1 pseudogene is annotated in these 289 nt (G+C 48.1%); it reads left to right on the plus strand.

The window, feature by feature from the left end:
- Positions 1-289 (plus strand): annotated as a pseudogene (locus AB4585_RS24285) (penicillin-binding protein 2); the annotation flags it as partial.

Raw genomic sequence — 289 nt, forward strand, 5'->3', positions numbered from 1 at the left:
TCAATGATCGCGACATACAGCGCTTAACCCGCGAAGATAAGGTGCAGGATTACCAAGCGACACATGATATTGGTAAGTTAGGCATCGAGCGGTATTACGAAGATCTCTTGCACGGTAAACCAGGCTACCAAGAGGTTGAAGTCAATAGCCGCGGCCGCGTCATTCGTACCCTAAAATATGAACCGCCTACTCCGGGTGAAGATATCGTTCTTAACATCGATATTAAGCTACAAAGCTATTTGTTCGAGCTTCTGGATGGTCGTCGAGGCAGCGCGGTTATCCTTGAGCT

The sequence above is a fragment of the Vibrio sp. 10N.222.49.C9 genome (assembly GCF_041474985.1).
GTDB classification, from domain to species: Bacteria; Pseudomonadota; Gammaproteobacteria; order Enterobacterales; family Vibrionaceae; genus Vibrio; species Vibrio crassostreae_C.